Here is a 15,402-nt window from a genome sequence, read left to right on the forward strand (position 1 = left end):
GGCGGGAGAGCGCTCTACCGGGTGGGCGGACCCGCCGGTTAAGGTGCGGTCATGAGCAGACAGGCCCCGACCCTGGAGGACGTGGCACGGGAGGCCGGCGTCTCCCGGGCCACTGTCTCCCGGGTGGTCAACGGCGTCCGCAACGTGGACCCCGCCATCCAGGACGTGGTCCGCCGGGCCATCGAGCGGACCGGCTACGCCCCCAACCAGGCCGCCAGACAACTGGTCACCCGGCGCACCGCGACCGTGGCGCTGGTGGTCTCCGGCGCGGGGGACGGGGCCGACGGCGGAGAGGGGGAGCAGATCGCCTTCGCCACACGGGTGTTCGCCGACCCGTTCTTCGGCCGTGTGGTGGGCGGTGTGGTCGGGCACCTGCGGCCGCGCTCCATGCATCCGGTGCTGATGTTCGCCGAGACCCCGGGGGCCCGGCAGGAGGTCGTGAACTATCTGAGGCAGGGCGGCGCGGACGGCGCGCTCGTCGTGTCCACCCACCCCGACGACCCGCTGCCCGCGCTGCTCGCCGACGCCCGGCTGCCGGCGGTGCTGTTCGCCCGGCCCGGACGTCCGGTACCGCTCAGCTACGTCGACCTCGCCCACCGCGAGGGCGGCAGGCTCGCCGCCGAGCACCTGCTCGCCCGGGGCTGCCGCCGGATCGTCACCGTGGCCGGCCCGCTGGCCGTCGCCGCGAGCCAGGAGCGCCTGGCGGGGTTCCGGGACACCCTGGCCCGGCACGGGCACGCCTGTGTGCCGGTCGCCGAGGGCGGCTTCACGGTCGACAGCGGGATGTCGGCGATGACGTCCCTGCTCGCCGAACACCCCGATCTGGACGGGGTGTTCACCGCGAACGACCTGATGGCACAGGGGGCGGTCCAGGTGCTGCGCGACCACGGGCGGCGGGTGCCTCGAGATGTCGCGGTCGTCGGCTTCGACGACTCCAGCGTGGCCGTCACCTGCCGGCCACGGCTGACCACGGTGCGGCAGCCGGTGGAGGAGATGGCGGCGGCGATGTCGAGTCTCCTCGACGACCATATCCGGGGGAGGCGCGGCGAGCCGACGTCGCTGATCTTCGACCCGGAACTGGTGGTACGCGACTCGGCGTAACGCCTGGCCGGCGGGGCGGGGAGTGCAGCCCGGGGGGCTGGGGGCTGGGGGCCGGTGGGCGAGCGCGGGCCGTCCGTGGCTTGTCGCGCAGTTCCCCGCGCCCCTAGGGGGTGAGGGCTGGCGGCGTTTGCCGGGGGAGGGGATTGCACGCAGCTGCGGGCAGTCGTGCCGCTGGGGCGGCACGGGTGGGCGCAGCGGCACCCTCACCGGCGTGAACTTGACCCGGCACCCTCACCGGCGTGAACTTGACCCGGCACCCTCACCGGCGTGAACTTGACCCGGCACCCTCACCGGCGTGAACGTGACGCGGTACCCCCACCGGCGTGAACCGGTGCCCCGGCGGACGGCCGCCATCGTGCCGTCGAGACACAACCGTTGCCGAACGACCCTGCGCGACACCTTGACGCCCGCTTCTCTTGAGGTTTAACTCACGTCGTAAATTAAGCCATGAGGGGGTTCGTGAAGCGAACGGGTGTCGCTTCACGAAGCCGGCCTCTGACTTCTCGCCTCCCGGAAAGGGACCTGGAAGCCATGCGCAGCATCCGAGCCGCGGCCGTAGGCGCCGTCACGCTGTCTCTCGCTCTCGCCGCCTCGGCCTGCGGAGGAGGCTCCTCCACGGGCGGCGGGTCCAACGACTCGCCCAAGGAACTCACCTACTGGGCCTCCAACCAGGGCGCCAGCGTCGAGGTCGACAAGAAGGTCCTCCAGCCCGAACTCGACAAGTTCGAGAAGGAGACCGGCATCAAGGTGAAACTGGAGGTCGTGCCGTGGTCCGACCTGCTCAACCGGATCCTCACCGCCACCACCTCAGGCCAGGGCCCCGACGTCCTCAACATCGGCAACACCTGGAGCGCCTCGCTCCAGGCCACCGGCGCCCTGCTGCCCTGGGACGCGAAGAACTTCGACAAGATCGGCGGCAAGGACCGCTTCGTCGACTCCGCGCTCGGCTCGACCGGCGTCGAGGGCCAGGACCCGGCGGCGGTCCCGCTGTACTCGATGGCCTACGCGCTCTACTACAACAAGCAGATGTTCGCCGACGCGGGCATCAGCAAGCCCCCGGCCACCTGGGACGAGCTGGTCGAGACCGGCAAGAAGATCTCCAAGGACGGCAAGTGGGGCCTCGGCGCCGAGGGTTCCAACCTGTCGAACAACATCCACCAGGTCTTCGTCCTCGGCAAGCAGCACGGCGCCGACTTCTTCACCGCCGACGGCAAGCCCGACTTCACCTCCGACGGCGCCGTCGCGGCCGTCAAGCAGTACGTCGACCTGATGGCGAAGGACAAGGTCATCGCCCCCGGCAACGCCGAGTACGCGCAGAACCAGTCCCTCAGCGACTTCGCCAAGGGCAAGACGGCGATGGTGCTCTGGCAGACCGCCTCCGCCACCTTCAAGACGATGGGCATGAAGGACGACCAGTGGGGCGTCGCCCCCGCACCCGTCCCGTCCGGCGCCCCCGGCACCGGCGCGAACACCAACTCCATGGTCGCGGGCATCAACATGGCCGTCTTCAAGAACAGCGACAACGTCGACGGCGCCACCCAGTTCGTGAAGTTCATGACCAGCGACGCCGAGCAGAAGATCCTCAACAAGGCCTACGGCTCCATCCCCCCGGTCAAGGCCGCCCAGTCCGACCCGGCGTTCAACACCCAGGCCACCGCCGTACTGCGCGAGACACTCGCCACCAGCGCCGCCGCGCTGCCCCAGGTGCCCGACGAGTCGCAGTTCGAGACGGCGGTCGGTACGGCCGTCAAGGAACTGTTCGCCGACGCCGCCGCCGGCCGTGAGGTGACCACCGAGTCGGTGAAGGCCAAGCTCGCCAAGGCTCAGCAGCAGATGCCGACGAAGTGAGCGCCCGGACCATGACCACCACGACCGCCTCGGCGGGGCCGGGCGAGCGCACGGTCGGCAAGACCTCCCCCGGTGCGGCGCGCGGACCCCGCCGCCGCACCGGGCGGATCCGCCGCATCGGACTGCCGTACCTGCTGCTCCTGCCGGCCCTGCTGCTCGAACTCCTCGTCCACCTGGTGCCGATGGTCATCGGCATCGTGATGAGCTTCAAGGAGCTCACCCAGTTCTACATCCGGGACTGGACCACGGCGCCCTGGACCGGCCTCGACAACTACAAGATGTCGGTGGACTTCAACGCCCCCGTCGGTGAGGCGCTGCTCCACTCCTTCCTCGTCACCTGCGCCTTCACCCTCCTCTCCGTCGGCCTGTGCTGGTTCATCGGCACGGTGGCGGCGATCTGCATGCAGGACACCTTCCGCGGCCGGGGCCTGCTGCGCGCGATCTTCCTGGTCCCGTACGCCCTGCCGGTCTACGCGGCCGTCATCACCTGGGCGTTCATGTTCCAGCACGACAACGGCCTGGTGAACCACGTCCTGCACGACCAGCTCGGCCTGACCGACAAGCCCTCCTTCTGGCTGATCGGCGACAACAGCTTCATCGCGCTGCTCGTCGTCTCCGTCTGGAAGGGCTGGCCGTTCGCCTTCCTCATCGTCATGGCCGGCCTCCAGAACATCCCCAAGGAGCTGTACGAGGCGGCCGCCCTGGACGGCGCCGGAGTCTGGCAGCAGATCCGCCGCATCACCCTGCCGTCGCTGCGTCCGGTCAACCAGGTGCTGGTCCTGGTGCTGTTCCTGTGGACGTTCAACGACTTCAACACGCCGTACGTCCTCTTCGGCAAGGCCGCCCCCGAGGCCGCCGACCTGGTCTCCATCCACATCTACCAGTCGTCGTTCGTCACCTGGAACTTCGGCACCGGCTCCGCCATGTCGGTCCTGCTGCTGCTCTTCCTGCTGCTGGTGACGGGCGTGTACCTGTTCCTGACGTCGCGCGAACGGCGGAGGTCCGCCCGTGTCTAGCTCCCCGACGGCCGCCCCCCGGTCCCGTACGACCGCACAGCGGTCCCCGATGGCCGTGCCGCCGTCCTTCCTCTGGACGCGCCGCGTCTTCCTGACCCTGCTCACCGGCTTCGTCCTGCTGCCGGTGTACGTCATGGTCTCCAGCTCGCTCAAACCGCTCCAGGACGTCACCGGCGAGTTCCGCTGGCTCCCGACCGGTCTGACGATCCGCCCGTACATCGACATCTGGTCGACGGTCCCGCTGGCGAAGTACTTCGTGAACTCCCTCATCGTGGCGGGCGCGGCGACCGTCTGCTCGGTCGTGATCGCGGTCTTCGCCGCCTACGCGGTCAGCCGCTACGACTTCCGGGGCAAGCGGGTCTTCTCGGTGACGGTCCTGTCGACGCAGATGTTCCCGGGCATCCTCTTCCTGCTGCCCCTGTTCCTCATCTACGTGAACATCGGCAACGCCACGGGCATCGCCCTGTTCGGCTCCCGCGGCGGACTGATCCTCACCTATCTGACCTTCTCCCTGCCCTTCTCCATCTGGATGCTGATCGGCTACTTCGACTCGGTGCCGCGCGACCTGGACGAGGCGGCCCTGGTCGACGGCTGCGGCCCGCTCAAGGCGCTGATCCGGGTCGTGGTCCCGGCGGCGATCCCCGGCATCGTCGCGGTCGCCGTCTACGCCTTCATGACCGCCTGGGGCGAGGTCCTGTTCGCCTCGGTGATGACCAACGAAACCACCCGCACCCTCGCCGTCGGCCTCCAGGGCTACTCCACCCAGAACGACGTGTACTGGAACCAGATCATGGCCGCCTCGCTGGTCGTGAGCGTCCCCGTGGTGGCCGGCTTCCTGCTGCTCCAGCGCTACCTGGTGGCCGGTTTGACGGCGGGAGCGGTCAAGTGACCACCACCCCCGAAGAGAACGAAAGGACCTACGTGAGCATCGACTTCGCCGCACTCCCGCACGACTTCCTGTGGGGCACGGCCACATCGGCGTACCAGATCGAGGGAGCCGTGGCGGAGGACGGCCGTTCACCGTCGATCTGGGACACCTTCTCCCACACCCCGGGGAAGATCGACAACGACGACCACGGCGACGTCGCCTGCGACCACTACCACCGCTGGCGCGAGGACATCGACCTGATGCGCCGGCTGGGCACCAACGCCTACCGCCTGTCCATCGCCTGGCCCCGCGTGGTGCCGGGCGGCGACGGACCCGTCAACGCCAAGGGGCTGGCCTTCTACGACGAGCTGATCGACGCCCTGCTGGAGGCGGGCATCACCCCGTCCGTGACCCTCTACCACTGGGACCTGCCGCAGGTGCTCCAGGACCGGAACGCCGGCTGGCAGGCGCGGTCCACCGCCGAGCACTTCGCGTCGTACGCCTCGGTCGTCGCGGAACGGCTCGGCGACCGCGTCACCCACTGGGCCACCCTCAACGAGCCCCTGTGCTCGGCCTGGATCGGCCACCTGGAAGGTGTCATGGCCCCCGGCCTGACGGACCTGACGGCGGCGGTCCGGGCCTCCTACCACCTGCTCCTCGGCCACGGCCTGGCGATGCAGGCGATCCGCTCCGCGTCCCCGCGGGCCCAGGTGGGCATCGTCAACAACCTCTCCACCATCCACGCGGCCACCGACCGCGAGGAGGACCTCGCGGCGGCCCGCCGCATGGACGGCCACACCAACCGCTGGTGGCTCGACCCGGTCCACGGCAGGGGATTCCCGGAGGACATGCGGGAGGTGTACGGCGTCGAACTCCCGGAGCAGCCCGGCGACATGAAGCTGATCGGCGCCGACCTGGACTGGCTGGGCCTGAACTACTACTTCCCCCAGACGGTCGCCGACGACCCGACCGGCCCGGCCCCCCGCGTCCGTACCGTCCGCCGCGACGGCGTCCCGCGCACCGGCATGGACTGGGAGATCGACGCCGGCGGCATCGAGGAGCTGCTGCTGCGCCTGACGGAGGAGTACGGCGCGCGCAGGCTGTACATCACCGAGAACGGCTCCTCGTTCCCCGACGTCGTCCGCCCGGACGGCACGATCGACGACCCGGAGCGCCAGGACTACCTCGCCGCCCACCTGGCGGCCTGCGCCTCGGCGGCCCGCAAGGGCGCCCCGCTGGCCGGCTACTTCGCCTGGTCGCTGCTGGACAACTTCGAGTGGGCATACGGCTACGACAAGCGCTTCGGCCTCGTCCACGTCGACTACGGGACCCAGGCCCGCACCATCAAGGGTTCCGGTCACCGCTACGCGGAGATCATCCGCGGACACGGCGACCGCGCACGGCGCGCGGCCTGACCCACCCCGCGTCACGGGTGGGCGTGGCCGGACCACGCGCGCCCACCCGTGACCGGTGGGCCGCGTGGCGCCGCGGCGACCGCTCAGTCCTCGAGCTCAGTTCGATGTCGCCCTCGCGGCGGTAGATGTCGACCCTCGACCTCCTGGACTCCGCCGGTCGTCGAACCGGCCGGCGCGGGGGCTACTCCGGGGGCGTGGGGGTCTCGGCGGTGCGGTACATCGCCTGGACGTCCAGCTCCAGCTGCACGGTCGGTCCGACGACCGCGATGCCCCGGGCCAGCATCGAGCGCCAGTTGAGGGTGAAGTCCTCGCGGTGCAGCTCCGCCTTCGCCAGGGCCGCGCACCGCAGTTCCTGCTCGTAACCGCCGTTCACCGTACCGAGGTACGTCGTGTCGAGTCCCACGGTGCGGCTGGTGCCGTGCATGGTGAGGGTGCCCTGAAGCGTCCACTTGGAGCCGCCCCGGTAGACGAACCGGGTGCTGGTGAAGTCGATGTACGGGTAGCGCGCGACGTCGAGGAAGTCGGCGGAGCGCAGGTGGTTGTCGCGGGTCCTGTTGCCCGTGGAGATGCTGGAGGCGTCGATGCGCACCGAGACCTGGGAGTCGTTCATGTCCGGTGCGACGCGGATGCCGCCGTCGAACCGGGTGAACCGGCCGTGGACATGGGCCATGCCGACATGTTTGGCGATGAACCGGATCGCGGTGTGCGGGGGATCGAACAACCAGGTTCCGGGCGACGGGAGTTCGGGCTGTCGTGCGGGCAGCAGCGCGATGCGCGCCGGGGGGAGGACCGCCCCGGCGGCTATGTCGACGTTGCTGCGGGCGGGCATGAGGCCCTCCGCCGCGGCCATCACGCTGTAGGAGCCCGGCGGCAGCGTCGCCACGAACAGGCCGTACGGATCGGTGGTGCCCTGGGCGACGACGCGGTGGCTGTCCAGCGCGGTCACCGTGACCTCGGCGCCGCCCATGGGCTGCCCGAGGGGGTCGACCACCTCGCAGCTGTACGCGCCCGCACCGGCCGGCAGGGCCACCGAGAGGCCCGGTGCGGCACCGGAAGCGCGGGAACGCCGACGCCGGAGCAGTCCGAGGGCCATGCTGTTCACCTTTCTTCGTACGTCATTGCAGGCGCGATGAGGTCCAATCTTCAATGATCATAGACAGGTGGTGCGGGGTGGCTCGCCACCGAGGCCGGGGTGCGAAAAGTGGTTCCGGCGTGCCGGAATCGCGAAGAAGCGCCGTGATCGCAGGCCATGGACGGTGTCCGGGCCTCGCTGCTTTGCATCGGTGCTGTGGCGAAGACCACCCGCGTCGGCGCGGTGTTCACGCACGGCTCGCGGTTCCCTCACGGAGCCCGCACACTCCGTGGGCGCCGTACACCGGCACCGGTACCGGAGGCGGTACGACATATTCCGCCATGCGGGGTGGAATACCGCATGCATGTCGAAGGGGATGCGCTGGACGCTCGCCGTTGTCGTCGTGGTCTGGAGCCTGTTCGCGTTCCCGTGGTTCGACAAGGGCTGCGACATCGCGGAGGCGTACACGGCGGTCATCAAGTACGGGGTGCCGGAGGGTCTTGAACCGCTGCCGGCCTGTTACGGCTGACGGTCTCCCGCCGGGCAGGTGCGGCCGGGTCCCGGATTGGCCCGGTACCCGGCCGCGACCTGTCAGGTGCCGGTGAGCAGGGACTCCAGGGCCCGCGCCGTCTCCGGGTGCCGGATCGTCAGCGCGGCGCCCGACGGGCCGGACCCGGCCGCCGTCACCCAGCCCTCGTCGCAGCCGAGCAGCTCGGCCACCGCGTCGCACGTCTCCGGATGCGCGGTCAGCAGCGCCGCGCCCGACAGGGCCGGGACCTCGGACGGCACCCAGCCCCCGTCGCAGCCCAGCAACCCGGCCACCGCGTCGCACGTCCCCGGGTGCGCCGTGAGCAGGGCCGCGCCACGCCGGACGGCCGCCACCGGCTTCGCGACGAACGGGTCCGTGGCCGGCATCCGCCACGGCGGTACCCACGCGTCCAGCGCCGCCAGCCGCCCCGGGAAGATCCGTCCGGCCTCGCGGACCATCAGCGGGGCGAGGTCCGCCGCGCCGGAGCGCAGGGTCGTGATCAGGAGCGGCAGCCAGGGCAGCAGCACCGCGTCCGGCAGCCGGCCGAACGCGTTCGACACCGCCTCCACGACCACGTCCGCCAGCCCCGGCACCGGTTCCAGCGCGTGCACGAAGCCGCTGAGGTAGCGCGGGTAGGCGGGCACCACCAGCGGGTTGTCCAGCAGCTCGTCGCACCGCGCCCGCAGCTCCGCCCGGGACAGGGTGCCGAGCTGGACCTGCGCCGCCCACAGCAGGGCCGTCTTCGACGGGTCGTCGGGGTGCGACTGGGCGACCGCGAGCTCCAGCTGGGTCCGGTCGCAGCCCAGCGACAGCGCGAGGCTCTCCATGCTGAACAGGAAGCCGAGCATCGCCGCGACCTGACCCACCGTCGCGTCCTCGTCCCGGAACGCCGTCGGCAGCAGCGTGCAGTAGTGCGCGTAACCGGTCTTGACGAACGACTCGACCCACGACGGCAGCACCGGCTCACTGGTGCGGTAGTACGCCAGCAGCGCCCGCACCCGGCGCAGCACCTCCGGCGCCCCGTCCACACTGCGCTCGGCGGAGAGCACCTTCAGCGCGTGCGTGCCGAGCTCGTCGGCGAGCCGGCGGCTGCCCAGGTACAGGAGGGTGTCCTCGACCGCCGCCAGCACGGTCGCCGTGGTCGCCTGCGGCCCGTACGCGTCGCGCCGCAGCCGCTGCTCCAGGACCTGCTCCAGGCTGACGCCCTCGTAGCCCAGCTCGATCAGGGCCCGCTGGTGCGTGCCGAGGGCCAGGTCCCACGACTCCTGGATCGACCGCTCCCCGAGCCGCCGCTCACCCATGATCGGCCGTGCCGCGCCCTGCGGCATCAGCCGCCGCAGCATCCACAGCACGTCCGAGCACGCCCGGAGTTCCGGCCGGGAGGCCATGTCCAGCAGCGCCCGGCGCACCCCACGCTGTTCGAGCTTCAGCTCCAGCGGCGCGAGCCGGTCGTACACATCGCGGGCGAGCGGCGGCAGGGAGTCGTACCCGACCTGCCCGATCCGGTCGCCGCCCATCATGATCTCGACGAGCCGCCGCACGTCCCGCCGCCCCGGCACGCTGTCCTTCTCGATGCAGGTGACCGCCGCGTCCTGGAAGTCGTACGGCGTCGGCTTCGCCCGGTCCCGCATGCCGGCGAGCAGGATCGACGTCTCGAAGACGGCGATGGCGTCGGCGGTGGAGGCGAGATAGCCGTTGCGCCGGGCCGCGCGCACGATGTCCACCGACCAGCCGAGCAGCTCGGCCTCGTCCAGCCCGTCGAGCACGGGCGGCCTGCGCAGGAACCCGGACAGCCGGTCCGCGGTGTTTGCTTGCGGAGCCGGTACGGTGGCCGGGACCGCCGCCTTCTTCGCGGCGGACTTCTTCGCCCCCGCCTGGCCCTGGAGCCGGTACGGCTTGACCCGGGTCCGCTTCAGGCTCTTCGCCCACTCCGTCGCCGCGATCGACACCGAACCCGCGGCGAGGCCGAACTGCGCCTCGATCGCCGCGTGGCTGGACGGGATCAGCCCGTACTGCCAGGTGGTGGCGGTGCGCGGCGAGATCGTGAACGAGTCCGAGCCGTGGACGCCGAACTCCTCGACGCGGCTGGCCGCGTGGAAGGCCCCGCACACGTACAGGCAGTCCTCCGGGTCCGTGCCGGTGGCCGCCAGATGCTCGCGCATCCGGGTCCACATGTACCGCTCACGGTCCTCGTCCACCCGGACGCGGGCGCCGTCGCCGGGGGCGAGCCGCCGGAACAGGCTGCCGATGAGGAACATGACCTGGCGGTAGGTGTCGTGGTCGCTCTCCCCGAGCGGGACCTCGACGTACTGGTGCCACCACTCCGACCAGTGCCGCACCTTGCCGTGGCGCAGCAGATGCTCCTCCAGTTCGGCGAAGCGGGGCCGCAGGTCGCCGATCTCGACGCCGACGGCCTCACCGTGCAGCGCGGCCTCGGCCTCCTCCGGAGGCTCCGCCCCCTCCCGCGCCTGCTCGCCTCTCCGGTCCCACTGGAAGACGTGGTCCGCCGACCGGTCGACGAGCACCAGCTCGACACCCGGTGTGTCCAGGGCGTACGCGATCGCCTGGTACTCGGCGGACGCCTCCGTGACCGGCGCCACCACCGACAGCGGGGCCCAGTCCGCGGGGAAGCCGTCGACGTCGCCGGCGAACGCCTGCACCGCCACCGGCAGCCGGCAGTTGCGCAGCTCGGTCAGGAGCGGCGCCATGTCCTCGCACAGCTCCAGATACACCACCTTGGGCTGCTTCTCGCGCAGGCGGCGGGCCATGGCGAGGGCCGAGGCGGGGGAGTGGTGACAGACGGGGAAGATCTCCAGCGGTTCGCGCACCGCCCGGTCGACGTCGTCGACCATGCCGAGGAGGATGCCCTCCAGCGCGTCGGGCCCGCCCGCGAACGCGGCCGCCGCTTCCTGGAGTTGGCCGCGCAGCCCGGCGAACGTCCCGTTCTCCCGGGGGCCGCTCATGACAGGGTGGCGATCGCGTCGCGGCCGCCCTCGAGGAACTCGGGCCAGGAGCCGCCCTCTTCCTTGCTGCGCGGCTCGACGACACCGTGCAGGTACTTGTTGAGGATGGCCAGGTCCTCGGGTTCGCGCCGGGTGAGGGAGCCGACCAGCGAGGAGGCGAGCGTACGGGCGGTGAGGGTGCGCTCGCCGAAGAAGTTGCTGTGCAGGACGGCGTCCTCCAGCACACCGATCTGCTCGGCCGTCGACAGCGCGGACTCCAGCTTCTCGTCGTCGCTGCCGGCCGCCGCCGCGGAGGCGCGCAGGTCGGCGAAGCTCTGGAGCAGGACGTCCAGCAGGGTCGGCGGCACGTCCAGGTCCAGCGAGTGCCGGCGCAGCAGCTCCTCGGTGCGGAAGCGGACGATCTCCGCCTCGCTCTTCTTGTTCGTGACGACCGGGATGCGGACGAAGTTGAAACGCCGCTTCAGCGCGGACGACAGGTCGTTGACGCCCCGGTCGCGGCTGTTGGCCGTGGCGATGATCGAGAAGCCGGGCTTGGCGAAGACGATGTTGTCGTCACCGCCGCCGCTCTCCAGTTCCGGAACGGAGATGTACTTCTCGGAGAGGATCGAGATCAGCGCGTCCTGCACATCGCTCGTGGACCGGGTCAGCTCCTCGAAGCGCCCGATGGCGCCGGCCTCCATCGCGGTCATGATCGGGGAGGGGATCATCGACTCCCGCGACTGGCCCTTGGCGATGACCATCGACACGTTCCAGGAGTACTTGATGTGGTCCTCGGTGGTGCCCGCCGTGCCCTGCACCACCAGCGTGGAGTTGCGGCAGATCGCGGCGGACAGCAGCTCCGCCAGCCAGCTCTTGCCGGTGCCGGGGTCGCCGATGAGCAGCAGACCGCGGTCGGAGGCGAGGGTGACGATGGACCGCTCGACGAAGCTCCGGTCACCGAACCACTTCTGCGACACCTCCCGGTCCAGGCCGTCGGCACGCTCGGAGCCGAGGATGAACAGGCGGACCATCTTCGGGGACAGGCGCCACGAGAACGGCTTGGGGTTGTCGTCGATCGACTCCAGCCAGTCGAGCTCCTCGGCGTACTTGATCTCGGCGGGAGCGCGCAGCAGGTCGGACATGAGGGAAGCCTTTCGTACGGTGATCACAGCGCGGATGTGGACGGTGATCAGGTGAGGAACGTCTTGAGCTCGTGCACGAGCTTCTTGATGTGGCCGGAGATCACCGGCGTACCGAGGTCCTTGAACTTCTCCCGGAACCACGGGTTGACGCTGCCGCGCCCGGAGCTGGTCACCGAACCCACCGGGATGAACTTCGCCCCCGAGCGGTGGATGGCGGCCATGCTCTCGAACAGCTCCTCCGTGCGCCATTCGTAGAAGTCGGAGATCCACACCACGACGGTGTTGCGCGGCTCGGCGATCTTCGGCTGGGCGAGCGCCATGGCGACGGTGCCGTCCGTGCCGCCGCCGAGCTTGGTGCGCAGCAGTGTCTCGAACGGGTCGTGCGCCCAGGGCGTGAGGTCCAGCGCCTGCGTGTCGTACGCGATCAGGTGGACGTCCACCTTCGGCAGCCCGGCGAATATGGACGCCAGGATGGTGCAGTTGACCATCGAGTCGACCATCGAACCCGACTGGTCCACGACCACGATGAGCCGCTGCGGAGTCGTCTTGCGGCTGGTGTGCCGGTAGTAGAGGCGGTCGACGTAGAGCCGCTCCTCCTCCGGGTCCCAGTTGGTGAGGTTCTTCCAGATGGTGCGGTCCAGGTCGAGGTTGCGGAAGACCCGCTTGGGCGGGACGGACCGGTCGATGTCACCGACCGTGGCCTTCTCCACCTGGGTGCGCAGGACCTCGGTGACCTCGTCGACGTAACGCCGGATCAGTGCCTTGGCGTTGGCGAGGGCGACACCGGAGAGGTTGTTCTTGTCGCGCAGCAACTGCTCGATCAGCGACATGCTCGGGGTGAGCCGGGAGGCCAGCGCGGGATCGGCCAGCACCTCACGCAGATGCATGCGCTTGACGAGCCCGGCCTCGATGGAGCCGAGTTCCGGCCCGATCTCCGGGATCAGGCGGCTCAGGTCGGGCGTCGGGCCGCCGAAGCCCGTACCGGTCGGGCTGACGCCCGGCCCCGCTCCCGCACGGTTGGCGCCACCGCGTCCGCCGCGCAGGTCGCCGGGCCGGCAGCCCAGTGCCCGCTCCAGCCAGCCCGCGTCGGACTGCCAGCGCGCCAGCTGCTCGGCGGTGACGGTGCCGGAGCCGGTGGCGAAGACGTTCAGCAGCACCTTCGACGCGAGCGCCGCACGGCGCACCTCGGCGGCCCGGTCGCGCGCCCCGTCCTCGTCCGGCTCGGGTGTCATCAACCCGTCGAACTCCGCGGCCAGCTCGGGATGCCGCTGCACGACGGAGTCGACGGACGCCCCCGGGTCGAGCAGTGCCGCCGGCAGGCCGATGTCCTCGACCACGGCGAGACTCGCCGACTCCAGTCCGGCCTGCTCCTCCGGGTCGAAGAGCCGGGCCAGCAGCCGCCAGTACAGCACCTGCCGCCGGTTCTCGTCCGGGTCGGGCGCCGGGGCCCCTTCGATGGTCCGCTCGCTCATTTCCGCAGCAGCCTTCCGGCGCGCTCGCGCAGCACGGTCACGGCATCGGTGGCGGCCTTCTCGGCCCGCACGCCGGCCTTGTCGGTCGTGCCCCCGGCCCAGGCCCCGGCGTGCACGGCGACGGACTTCTTCCGCACCGTCCGCTCCACGGCGAGCGGCTGGATGAGGAACCGCCCGGCGTCCCACCGGATCAGCCCGACACACGCCCCCGACGAGGCGACGACCTCCGGGGTGAGCGGACCGGCGGCCGGCACCCGGTCGGTGTCGACGGGGAGACGCTGCCCGGCGACCTGGAAGGCCACCCCGCTCTCGTCCTCCTCCACCGCGTAGCCCTCCAGCAGGACCGGCACGGCGATCCGGGCCGGATGCCGGTCCAGCGGCGCGGTCGCGAAGGCACCGGCCGCGGGCAGCGCCACCCGCGCCGTGGCGAACACCTCGGCGGGCTCGCCCGCCCGGGCCCGGGCGTCGTCCCACAGCAGATCGCCCTCACCGGTCATGGGCATCGCGTCCACGTCCACGGCGTGTCCCTCACTCACCGCGGCCAGCAGCGACATGTGCGGCCGCAGCAACTGCCACAGCCCCGCCCCGACGACGGTGTCGGGCTTCGGCGCGGACACCGAGGCCCGCACCAGCCGCGGCGTGCCACCGTCCGCCGGCTCGAACACCGCGTGCACCTGCGCCTGTACGGCGGTGGCGTGCTCCTGCACGTCGACACCGAGCGGCAGCAGTCGGCCGGACACCTCGGTGACGGCGGGAGCGGACGCCGCTCCGGGCACCGTCAGCAGCATGGCGCGCGACCACAGGTCCGCCCACCGCCGCACCGGCACGCGCTCCAGGGTCGCCCCCGGGCAGGAGGCGGCGAGCTCGGCGGCGAAGCCGTCGAGGAGCGTGGCCAGGCGGCGCAGCGCCGGGTCGGGCAGCATCGCCGACACGACGGGCGCGGCCCCGCCGACCAGTTCGTGGTCGATGCCCTGCCATCCGGCCCGCGCCAGATCGCACAGCCAACTACGCGCCGCGGCGAGCAGATTGACCGCGTCCTGCGCACCACCGGCCGAAGCGGCGCCCTCCTCCACGCGCGCCCGCCCGACGGCCTCCTCGACCCGCAGGAGCAGCGCGTCGTGCACGGAACCGAGCAGTGCCGTGCGAGCGGCGGCGAGCGCGACGAAGTGGTCCTCCCCGGCGGCCCCGGCGGCGGTCTTCTCGGCCGCCTCGGCGACCCGCGCGGCGAGCGGCGACCCGGCGACGGCATCGGCGAGCGCGGCCGGCCCGCCCGCCTGCGCCGGCTGCGGACGCAGCAGACCGGCGACCAGAACCTCGTCGAAACCGTCCACGGCGGCGAGGACCTCGTCGAGTCCGTCGACGGTATCGGTCAGCAGACCGGCATGCATCAGGCCACCGCCCTCGTCGTCGGGAACCACTGCATCTCGGGCAACGGGCCGGTGCTCGGCGCCAGTTCGAGATACGCCAGGTGCCGCAGGAACCTGCTGAACACCTGCGCCGCCGCCGAACTGTCCCCCTGACCCGGCCGGGTGGCCGTCATCGCGTCGGTGAGCGAGTCCGCGTCGGCGGACGCGCCACCGGCGACCTCGACCTTCAGATACCGGCCCACCCGCTCGGCGCCGTACTGGAGCACGGCCTCACCGACCAGCGCGCGTATGTGATTGCAGAACCACCCGCGCGCCCCGCCGCAGGGCCGGTTGTTGTTGGTGCTGCACGCGAACGCGTACGTCCCCGCCTCGACCGACGACACATACACCCGCCCGATGTCCGACCCGCTGGACACCACACCCTGGAGCCGCCCGTCGGCCAGCTCCACGAACGGCACCTTCGCGAGCTTCCGCGGCCGCGCGGACGGCACCACCCGCGCCGTACTCGACTTCTCCCAGACGGACAACGCACCATCTCCCATGCATGCGAAAGGGGACGTCCACGCCAGAGCGGCGGAACGAGATCGAATCTATCGGCCCCCACTGACAACGCCCGTCGTCACGGAGGAC

12 protein-coding genes are annotated in these 15,402 nt (G+C 71.1%); 6 read left to right on the forward strand and 6 right to left on the reverse strand.

Annotated elements, in window-relative coordinates:
- Positions 1–51: 51 nt before the first annotated feature.
- From ACZ470_RS09235 to ACZ470_RS09255, 5 genes are all read left to right on the forward strand, one after another.
- On the forward strand, positions 52–1,101 hold the full coding sequence (locus ACZ470_RS09235) for a LacI family DNA-binding transcriptional regulator (RefSeq protein WP_468425901.1): 1,050 nt from the start codon (positions 52–54) through the stop codon (positions 1,099–1,101).
- 531 nt (positions 1,102–1,632) lie between these two features.
- Positions 1,633–2,949: an ABC transporter substrate-binding protein gene (locus tag ACZ470_RS09240; RefSeq protein WP_468425903.1), complete on the forward strand. Its 1,317-nt coding sequence runs from the start codon at positions 1,633–1,635 to the stop codon at positions 2,947–2,949.
- An 11-nt stretch (positions 2,950–2,960) separates the two neighbouring features.
- Positions 2,961–3,965 carry a carbohydrate ABC transporter permease gene (locus ACZ470_RS09245; protein ID WP_468425905.1) on the forward strand — a complete coding sequence of 335 codons (1,005 nt, stop codon included), beginning with the start codon at positions 2,961–2,963 and terminating at the stop codon, positions 3,963–3,965.
- Between the two features lie 49 nt (positions 3,966–4,014).
- Complete coding sequence (locus tag ACZ470_RS09250; RefSeq protein ID WP_468426299.1) at positions 4,015–4,854, forward strand: carbohydrate ABC transporter permease; 840 nt, start codon at positions 4,015–4,017, stop codon at positions 4,852–4,854.
- A gap of 32 nt (positions 4,855–4,886) precedes the next feature.
- Positions 4,887–6,248 (forward strand): GH1 family beta-glucosidase, encoded by a 1,362-nt coding sequence (locus ACZ470_RS09255; RefSeq protein WP_468426301.1) that lies wholly within the window; start codon positions 4,887–4,889, stop codon positions 6,246–6,248.
- Positions 6,249–6,429: 181 nt separating this feature from the next.
- On the opposite strand, the gene ACZ470_RS09260 is transcribed toward ACZ470_RS09255, so the two are convergent.
- Complete coding sequence (locus ACZ470_RS09260; RefSeq protein ID WP_468425907.1) at positions 6,430–7,341, reverse strand: YceI family protein; 912 nt, start codon at positions 7,339–7,341, stop codon at positions 6,430–6,432.
- 343 nt (positions 7,342–7,684) lie between these two features.
- Here ACZ470_RS09260 and ACZ470_RS09265 point away from each other — a divergent pair, with 343 nt between their 5' ends.
- Complete coding sequence (locus tag ACZ470_RS09265; RefSeq protein ID WP_468425909.1) at positions 7,685–7,849, forward strand: hypothetical protein; 165 nt, start codon at positions 7,685–7,687, stop codon at positions 7,847–7,849.
- A gap of 62 nt (positions 7,850–7,911) precedes the next feature.
- On the opposite strand, the gene ACZ470_RS09270 is transcribed toward ACZ470_RS09265, so the two are convergent.
- Genes ACZ470_RS09270 through ACZ470_RS09290 form a run of 5 tightly spaced genes read right to left on the reverse strand, consistent with a single transcriptional unit; the run spans position 7,912 to position 15,314 of the window.
- Complete coding sequence (locus ACZ470_RS09270) at positions 7,912–10,812, reverse strand: DUF5682 family protein (RefSeq protein ID WP_468425911.1); 2,901 nt, start codon at positions 10,810–10,812, stop codon at positions 7,912–7,914.
- On the reverse strand, positions 10,809–11,933 hold the full coding sequence (locus ACZ470_RS09275) for an ATP-binding protein (protein ID WP_468425913.1): 1,125 nt from the start codon (positions 11,931–11,933) through the stop codon (positions 10,809–10,811). The genes ACZ470_RS09270 and ACZ470_RS09275 overlap by 4 nt, the downstream gene beginning before the upstream one ends.
- Positions 11,934–11,980: 47 nt before the next feature.
- Positions 11,981–13,405, reverse strand: coding sequence for a vWA domain-containing protein (locus ACZ470_RS09280; RefSeq protein ID WP_468425915.1), 1,425 nt, complete (start codon positions 13,403–13,405; stop codon positions 11,981–11,983).
- Complete coding sequence (locus ACZ470_RS09285) at positions 13,402–14,793, reverse strand: hypothetical protein (protein ID WP_468425917.1); 1,392 nt, start codon at positions 14,791–14,793, stop codon at positions 13,402–13,404. Before ACZ470_RS09285 ends, ACZ470_RS09280 begins: the two co-directional genes overlap by 4 nt.
- Entirely contained in the window at positions 14,793–15,314 is a 522-nt protein-coding gene (locus tag ACZ470_RS09290) for a hypothetical protein (RefSeq protein WP_468425919.1), read from the reverse strand. Before ACZ470_RS09290 ends, ACZ470_RS09285 begins: the two co-directional genes overlap by 1 nt.
- Between the last annotated feature and the right edge of the window lie 88 nt (positions 15,315–15,402).

The sequence above is a fragment of the Streptomyces sp. NPDC031111 genome (assembly GCF_055570675.1).